Genomic DNA, 5,874 nt, shown 5'->3' on the forward strand with positions numbered 1-5,874 from the left:
GTTCCTGTGGCGGCGCATCGCGCCATGGGCGAACATCTTCCAGGTGTTGGGGCTGGCGCCCTTCATCCTGCCGCCGGTCATCACGGCGCTCGGCTTCCTGAGCTTCTGGGCGACGGTCGGGCTGTTCGGCCAGTTCTTCACCGCCATCATCAGCCACTCGATCTTCTTCGTGACGCTGCCGCTGGTGACGCTGTCGCTGGGCTTCGCCTCGATCGACCGCTCGCTGGTCGAGGCGGCGGCGACGATGGGCGCCGACGACCGCAAGGTGCTGAAGACGGTGGTGCTGCCGCTGATCCTGCCCTATCTCGTCTCCGGCTACGCCTTCGCCTTCGTGCTGTCGCTCAACGAGTATATCGTTGCCTACATGACGATCGGCTTCACCACCGAGACATTGCCGATCAAGATCTTCAACGCGCTGCGCTACGGCTACACGCCAACGATGGCCGCGGTGTCGATCTTCTTCGTCGCGGTGGCGTCGCTGGTGTTCGGCTCGATCGCCAGGTTCGGCGACATCCGCAGGCTGCTCGGCGCCATGTCTTCCGACGGCAACTGAATACCCGTGAAACGCAACGGCCATCGATCCCGGTGGCCGTTCCTCAATGCCCGTAGGACAGCGCCGGCGTGATGCGGTCGCGCCGCAGCCAGCGCGCCAGCAGAAGTGCGGCCACCACCGCCAGTCCCGACGACAGGCCGATCCAGATGCCGACGCCGTTGAAGCCGAAATCGAAGGCGAGCAGCACGCCAAGCGGCAGGCCGACGCCCCAATATCCGATCGCGGCATAGATCATCGGCACCTTGGTGTCGTGCAGGCCGCGCAGCATGCCGGCCGTCACCGCCTGCGCGCCGTCGAAGATCTGGAATAGCGCGGCGAAGACCAGGAAGGAGACGGCAAGCGCGATCACCCTGGCATTGGCCGGATCGGTCAGATCGATGAAGGCGCTGATCAGGAGGTGCGGCCACAGGATCATCACCAGCCCCATCAGCGCCATGAAGGAAACGCCGATGACAAAGGCCGTCCAACCGGCGTGGGAGACGCCTTCCGGATTGCCGGCGCCATGAGCCAGGCCGACGCGCACCGTGACGGCCTGGTTGAGGCCGAGCGGTACCATGAAGGAGATCGAGGCGATCTGGATCGCGATGGCGTGCGCGGCCAGTGAGTCCGCATCGATCAGACCCATCAGCAGGGCCGCGGCGTTGAAGATCGTCACCTCGAAAGCGAGGATGCCGGCGATCGGCAGGCCGAGCCTGAGCAGACCCTTGAAGCGCGGCCAGTCGGAGCGCCAGAAGCGGCCGAACAGGTGGTAGCGGCGGAATTTCTGCTCGAGCATCACCACCGCCGCCAAACCGGCGAACATCAGCGTGCTGGACAGCGACGTGGCGAGGCCAGAGCCGGAAATGCCCATCGCCGCGACGCCGAGATTGCCGAACATGAACACCCAGTTGAAGAAGGCGTTGCAGGCGACGGCGACGAAGACGATGACCAGCGCCCAGCCCGGCCGCTCCAGCGCCGAGATGAAGGAACGCAGCACGATATAGCCGTAGAAGGGCAGCACCGCCCATTCCAGCCAGCGCAGATAGATGCCGGCCTGATGCGCCAGCCTGGGCTCCTGGCCCATGGCCAGAAGCACGCTCTCGCCGTGCCAGAGGAAGACCCAGATCGGGATCGAGATCAGGATCGCCAGCCACAGGCCCTGGCGCACGGTGCGGCGCAGGTCGCGCACCGAATGGCGGCGGCGACCGAGCTCGGTCGCCATCATCGGCGAGGTCGCCAGCATCAGGCCGAGACCGAAGATCAGCGGCATGAAATAGAGGTTGGCGCCGAGCGCGCCGGCTGCCAGCGTGTCCGGCCCCAGCCGGCCCATCATCATGACGTCGGTCGCGGTCATGGCGGTTTGGCCGAGATTGGTCAGCACCATCGGCCAGGCAAGCGCCAGCGTCGCCCTGATTTCCTGACGCCAAAGATTTTCCGGCGCGCGAGCGCCGGCTTCGATCGCAGACATTTTCCGCTCTTCAGACCACGGCGCGTCGGGACAGAGCCCGGAAGCCGCACACAAACGGCGCAAAATGGCGCCGTTTGCGTCGTCTATTGAACGAAATGCGACATGAAGGCAAGGAGGACGGGCGGCGAACCATTGAGCCAGCGGCGCCGGCGCCTCGTTCACTTGCCGCGCGGAGCCTGCTACGGGTTTCCGGGACGGGAGGAATGGATGACGTTCAGACAAAGGAAAAATACCGCCGCGATCCCGCGCACCGTGCCCTCCTTCGAGCATATCGTCACCGAAGCGAGCGACAGTTTCCTATGGCGTCTGGACGACTATCCGTGGGAACGCAACGTCTGGAACTTCCATCCGGAATACGAAATCCATTTGCTCAGGAAATCGTCGGGCGTGGCGCTGGTGGGCGATCATATCGGCGAGTTCGGGCCGGGTTACCTGGCGATCGTCGGCGGTGGCCTGCCGCATGACTGGGTGACCGCCGTGCAGCCCGGCGAGCTGATCGAAGGGCGCGATATCGTGCTGCAGTTCGATCCGCAGCGGCTGCGCGGCTCGGCGGGCCTGCTGCCGGAGCTGCGCGAGTTGGAGCCGTTCCTGGAGCGGTCGCTGCGCGGCATGGTCTTCCACGGACAGACGGCAATCGACGGCGCCGCGCTGCTGGAACGGATGGGCACGGTGCACGGGCTGCCACGGCTCTGCCTGTTCCTCGAGCTGGTCGACCTCTTGGCCAGCACCGATGAATACGAGCTGTTGTCGTCGCCCGATTTCTCGCCGCTGCTCGACGCCCAATCGCTCGACATCATCCAGCGCACGCTGACCTATCTGTTCCAGCACTTCGCCGAGGACCTGAAGCTGCCGGATGTGGCGGAGCTGGCCGGGATGAGCGAAAGCACATTCTCGCGCTTCTTCCAGAAGAACACAGGCAACAGCTTCAGCGACCATGTCGCCAAACTCAGGCTGTGGCAGGCCTGCAAGCTGCTTTCCGACACCGAGATCCCGATCACCGACATCTGCTTCCAGGTCGGCTACATGAACATCTCCAACTTTAACCGCGCCTTCCTGCGCAAGCACAAGATGACGCCGTCATCCTACCGCAAGCTGTCGCGGCAGCGGCTGGCGATGCGGGCCTGATCCGGTCGAGAACCGACTCCCAAAACAGCACTGATACTCGTGTGACAGGTCGGTCCCGCCTTGGTGGTTTTTTGCGCCGCACAATGCATAAAAGTACAGGTTTGCTGCAACGGGGCTTCTAGCGTGCCCCTTTGCAACTCCTCATTTTGGCGACGGGTGGCAAGTCGCTCGGGCGACGGTGAGGGTCGCTTAGCCCGAGGACAGCCGCTTCCCGCGACGATTCCTGGAGGAGAAAAACCAATGAAATCAACTCGGCTCGCTGCCAGCCTGGGCGCAGCTTTCGTGCTTACCGCTTCCGCTTCAACGATGGCGCTGGCGCAGGCGCCGGTCTGCTCGGCGCCGGTCAAGGTGCTGGCGCAGCCGCGCGACGGACTGACGCTGCTGGAGGACTCCAAGGACGAGTTCAAGAAGCTCTCCGGCGCCGGCTTCCAGATCGACTACCTCAACGAGAACGACCGCCGGGCAAAGTCGCGCGCCGATGCGTCCACCGTCGGCAACTACAACGTCTACTATGTCGACGAAGCCAATGTCGCGCTGTTCGCGTCGTCCGGCTGGATCGCGCCGCTCGCCGATTATTATCCGGCCGAATACGACTTCGCCGACTTCGATCCGGGCCGGCAGAAGGTCGCCACCTATGACGGCAAGGTCTGGTTCGCGCCGCTGACCGGCGGCGGCGACCTGATGGTCTATCGCAAGGACATTCTGGAGGCCGCCGGCATCCAGCCGCCGAAGACACTGGACGATCTGCTCGCCGACGTGCCGAAGCTGACCAATGCCGACAAAGGCATGTACGGCATCGCGCTGCGCGGCGCGCGCGGCTCGGGCGCCAATGTCTGGCGCTGGATGCCCTACTTCAAGGCCTATGGCGGCAAGTGGTTCGACGGCGATAAGCCGGCTTTCAATTCGGACGCCGCGGTCAAGGCGACCGAGACCTACCTCAAGCTGTTCAAGGATTCGGCGCCCGGCACGCAGACCGGCAGCTGGGATGAATCGACCGGCGCCTTCCTCTCCGGCCAGGTCGCCATCCTCGTCGAATCGACGCCGCTGTCGGGCATGGCGGTCGATCCGAAAACCTCGCAGGTGGTCGGCAAGGTCGGCTTCCTGCCGCCGCCCGCGCCACTGCCTGGCGGCGGCTACGGCCATGGCCTCGCCATCGCGACGAAGGCCAATCCGGACGACGCCTCGAAGAAGTGCGCCGGCTTGTTCGTCGCCTGGGCGACATCGAAGGAGAACGAGAAGCGCCGGCTCGACGCGCACCAGTTCGGCGAGCTCAACCGCACCAGCATCCTGTCCAGCAAGGAATTCGCCGACATCTACGGCGCCGATCTCGGCCAGGCGCTGGCCGAAACCGGCAAGGTGACGGCGGTGAACTTCTGGCAGGATCCGCGCTGGCCGGATCTCGGCGACCGCTGGGGCATCATCCTCGAAGAGCTGGTCACCGGCACGCGAACCGACATCAAGGGCAGCCTCAACGAGCTCGAGGCCTACGCCAACGAGCTGGTGAAGAAGAAGTAGTCCTCCCGTCCGCGGCGCGCGGTCCACGGCATTCGCCGAAATGCCGGACCTGCGCGCCGCGGGTTCTTCAGACCCGCCAACACCCGAAAGGCCCGCGAGGATAGGCCATGCGCCGACGCTCTTCCCTGCCCGTCACATTTCTTGTCCCGACGCTCGCCATCCTGCTGGTGCTGTCGATGGTGCCGACGCTCTACGCCATCGTCATCGCCCTGCAGAACCGCGAGCTGAGTTCGCCGGGCTATTCCTGGGTGTGGTTCTCGAATTTCGCCGAGCTTTTCCTCGACCGCCGCTTCCTCAACGCCGTCTGGGTCTCGGTCAAATGGGAGATCGTCACCGTCGTGGCGACCATGGTGGTTGCGATCGGGCTCGGCGTGCTGATGTTCGAAGTGGCGTCGCCGCGGCTGCGCAACATCTATTGCCTGCTGTTCATCATCCCGGTGCTTTTGCCGCGTGTCTCGGCGGCCTTCGTGTGGAAGTTCGCCTACCATCCGCTCTATGGCATCGCCACCTATCCCTACCGGCTGGTCACCGGCGGACTGATCTTCGATCCGCTCTCCAAGGCCTCGACCGCGCTGTTCGCAGTCGCCTCGGTCGATGTCTGGCAATGGGGGCTGTTCTTCGCCGTCATCATACTGAAGTTGCTTGAAACCTTGCCGCCGCAGCCGATCGAGGCGGCGCGGCTCGACCATGCCAAGCGCTGGCAGATCCACACCTATGTGACGCTGCCGATGCTCAAGGCGCCGCTGATCAGCCTGATGTTCGTCAAGATGATCGAGTCGCTGCGCTCCTTCGACCTGATCTATGTGATGACGCGCGGCGGGCCGGGCGTCGCGACCGAGACGCTCGATATGTATGCCTTCTCGCAAGGCTTCATCGAGTCCGGCAAAGTCTCCTACGCCTCGGCGATGGCCGTGCTGATGATGATCGCCACGGTCATCACCTTCACGCTGCTGTGGAAGCGGGTGCAGGCATGAAGCAATATCGGATAAGACCGGGCCGCCTGATCGCCAAGGCCATCCTGGCGCTGGCCGGATTCCTCGCCGTGTTTCCGCTCGTCTGGACGGCGCTCAATGCGCTGAAGAACAATGTCGACATCATCACGCGGGTGCCGCGCCTGGTGTTCACGCCGACGCTTGCCAACATCGCCTACATTCTCGGCCGCGACAGCGTCTTGACCGGGCTCTACAACTCGATCGTGGCCTGCGGTGCGGCGGTGCTGATCGGCATCGTGCTC

At 64.4% G+C, this 5,874-nt stretch carries 5 protein-coding genes and 1 pseudogene; 5 read left to right on the top strand and 1 reads right to left on the bottom strand.

The features are described 5' to 3' along the window. A partial coding sequence (locus EN745_RS28005) for an ABC transporter permease subunit (protein WP_127422751.1) occupies positions 1-553 on the top strand: 553 nt, incomplete at its 5' end. 43 nt (positions 554-596) lie between these two features. Here EN745_RS28005 and EN745_RS28010 read toward each other — a convergent pair. Beyond that, positions 597-2,000: an MATE family efflux transporter gene (locus EN745_RS28010; RefSeq protein ID WP_127422752.1), complete on the bottom strand. Its 1,404-nt coding sequence runs from the start codon at positions 1,998-2,000 to the stop codon at positions 597-599. A 207-nt stretch (positions 2,001-2,207) separates the two neighbouring features. On the opposite strand from EN745_RS28010, the gene EN745_RS28015 reads away from it, so the two are divergent. The 4 genes and pseudogenes from EN745_RS28015 to EN745_RS28030 form a co-directional block, all read left to right on the top strand. Next, the gene (locus EN745_RS28015; RefSeq protein WP_127405454.1) at positions 2,208-3,125 is read left to right on the top strand and encodes an AraC family transcriptional regulator; all 918 of its coding nucleotides are present in this window, start codon (positions 2,208-2,210) and stop codon (positions 3,123-3,125) included. A 240-nt stretch (positions 3,126-3,365) separates the two neighbouring features. Then, positions 3,366-4,640, top strand: a complete 1,275-nt coding sequence (locus EN745_RS28020; RefSeq protein ID WP_126057029.1) for an extracellular solute-binding protein — start codon at positions 3,366-3,368, stop codon at positions 4,638-4,640. Positions 4,641-4,747: 107 nt separating this feature from the next. Continuing rightward, on the top strand, positions 4,748-5,614 hold the full coding sequence (locus EN745_RS28025; protein WP_126057030.1) for a sugar ABC transporter permease: 867 nt from the start codon (positions 4,748-4,750) through the stop codon (positions 5,612-5,614). After that, positions 5,611-5,874 (top strand): annotated as a pseudogene (locus tag EN745_RS28030) (carbohydrate ABC transporter permease); the annotation flags it as partial. The gene EN745_RS28025 and the pseudogene EN745_RS28030, both read left to right, overlap by 4 nt.

The organism is Mesorhizobium sp. M4A.F.Ca.ET.022.05.2.1 (genome assembly GCF_003998845.1).
GTDB lineage: Bacteria > Pseudomonadota > Alphaproteobacteria > Rhizobiales > Rhizobiaceae > Mesorhizobium.